At 44.6% G+C, this 2,430-nt stretch carries 2 protein-coding genes; one reads left to right on the top strand and one right to left on the bottom strand.

Features of this window, described 5'->3' with window-relative positions; genetic code table 11:
• Nucleotides 1-104: 104 nt before the first annotated feature.
• The gene (locus AC5162_RS06400; protein ID WP_496534420.1) at nucleotides 105-1,511 is read right to left on the bottom strand and encodes an APC family permease; all 1,407 of its coding nucleotides are present in this window, start codon (nucleotides 1,509-1,511) and stop codon (nucleotides 105-107) included.
• Between the two features lie 112 nt (nucleotides 1,512-1,623).
• On the opposite strand from AC5162_RS06400, the gene AC5162_RS06395 reads away from it, so the two are divergent.
• On the top strand, nucleotides 1,624-2,199 hold the full coding sequence (locus AC5162_RS06395; protein WP_496534419.1) for a guanylate kinase: 576 nt from the start codon (nucleotides 1,624-1,626) through the stop codon (nucleotides 2,197-2,199).
• Nucleotides 2,200-2,430 lie beyond the last annotated feature (231 nt).

Raw genomic sequence — 2,430 nt, 5'->3', positions numbered from 1 at the left:
GCCTGTAGTTTAGTTTCTATCGAAATTTTAGTCATAAAAATACCCCGAAAGTACTTTAACTTTCGGGGTATACGTCATTCTGTGCCGACCTTTTTTGTCTGTAGCTATTTTTGATTTAAACTCGAATGGCGGATACCATAAGTGAAGTACCAGACCAATCCGATGACTACCCAGACACCGTATAGCTTCAAAGTTTCCATTGGCAAACGAATGATTAAGTAGAAGGAAACCAACCCGGCCAAGATTGGCAAGACAGGGTACCAAGGCATTTTGAAACCATCATGCTTCAAATCTTTGCGGCGACGAAGGAAGAGGACGCCGAAGCTGATGAACAAGAAGGCTGTTAGCGTTCCGATGTTAATCAGGTTGGCCAAAGTTTTTAATGGAACTAGACCGGCCAAAACGGCCTCGACCACAACCGCCACACCGATAGCGTTAGCAGGTAAGTGGTTGTGTGATGAAACCCTGCCCAAGCCCCGTGGCAACAAGCCGTCGCGACCAAATGAGTAGGCCAACCGCGATGAGGCGTAAATCAGTGCCAAGATGGCAGTGAACATCCCAATCAAAGCACCAATTGTGATGACAATTGAGAATTGGGTTTGGTGAACGGCTTGCAAAGCAAAGGCCGCTGGGTCATCAACGCCAAGCTTCTTGTAGTTCACAATCCCGGTCAAAACAACTGAGAAAAGCGTGTACAAGACGGCGGAAACAGCAACTGTACCTAAAATTCCACGCGACATCGTCTTGGTTGGGTTCTTTACTTCGGCAGCGTGAGCCGCAATTGTATCGAAACCAAGGAAAGAGAAGATGATTGAAGCAGTTGCAGCCGTAATGCCGCCAATTCCAAATGGTCCACTGTGGAATTGCTTAGGGTAGAAGTCAACGTAGTTGTGTCCCTTAATAAAGAAGGCACCACCGATAATAAAGAGAGCAATAATTGCGACCTTCAGGACGACCCCAGCGTTTTCAATCTTCTTTGATTGGCTCACACCGGCAAATAAAATTGCAGCGGAAACAAAGATAATCAAGACAGCCAGGAGGTTGATTACCCCGCCTTCACCTGGTCCGGCTTGTAAGGATTGGGGCAAGGCCCAACCTAGTTGTCCGAGTAGGTTATTAAAGTAAGCGGAGAATCCGGTGGCGATGGCCGAAACGGCCAAGAAGTATTCGAGAATTAAAGACCAGCCTAAAAGCCAACCGATAACTTCGCCATAAATAACGGAACCATATGAATAGGCAGAACCGGCGACGGGCATTGCTGATGAAAATTCAGCAAAGGCCATCCCACAAATTCCAGAAAATAGGGCCGCGATTAAAAAGGCAATCGAAACAGCTGGCCCAGCATTAGTGGCAGCTTCATGGCCTGGAAGGATAAAAATTCCTGAACCGATGACTGTTCCAACACCGAGACCGATTAAATCTTTTGTGGTGAGCACCCGCTTCATCTGTTGGTCCTTCTCCAGGTAACCGTTGACAGACTCGCGAGCAAAGGCTCTTTTTAGTATCTGCATAATCGTTTTCTCACTTTTTTCTAATGTTTACGAAATTAATTCTACCAACTTTTTATTGCCTTGTCGATTGTTTTAGTGATAAGCTGACAAAAATAAACGGTGAGGGAAGAAAATGTCTCGAGAAAAAGTGATTGTCCTAACTGGTCCGGCTGGTGCTGGCAAAACGTCAATTGCCAATTACTTAAAAGAAAAGTGGCAGGTGCCACAAGTCATTACGCATACCACCCGCAAGAAGCGAACTGGCGAGGTTGATGGGGTTGATTACTACTTTGAAACAAACGATTCTTTCCTATTAAATCATTATCTCGAATCAGTTCAGTATGGAGCAGCCCAATATGGGTCTTCTAAGGAGGGGCTCGACCGAGCTTTTGAAAAGTTTCCATTGGCCAGTATTGTCTTAGATACCGCAGGTGCTCTTACTTATTTAAAGAAGCTTTCTGACAAAGTTGAAATTTGGTATGTGACGATTGGGGATGTTGACCAGTTGCGCAAGCGCCTAGAAGACCGGGGTGATTCAATAGGGGGTATTGAAAAGCGGTTATCAGCTCCAGAATTCAAGCGGGACTTAACACTGCCAAAGGAGTTGCAAGGGGCTGCTAAGGTAATTGAAAATGATGACTGGCAGGCAACTTGTGACACAGTTGACCGATTGGTTGACATCGATTTAACAAACGCAAGACTTTCTTAATAAAATCCGATCAAAAAACAGTTGACTCAACCTGGTAATGCCGGTATACTAGTTATTGTTCTTCACAAGAGGAACACGCTGGAACCGGCATTTTCAAATGTTTTGGGAAAGGTTAACTTCAAAAATAGTTGAAAAAAGTCGTTGACAAAAGTCAATGAGCTTGCTAAACTAAATGAGTTGCCTTAAAGGCGTAGCACATTGAAAACTGAACAAAACTTTGAACAAACAAAT

Source organism: Fructobacillus sp. ChS1-6f1-1-27, assembly GCF_059579415.1.
The sequence above is the reverse complement of the archived record's forward strand: the minus strand, read 5'-3'. Positions and strand labels throughout refer to the sequence as shown.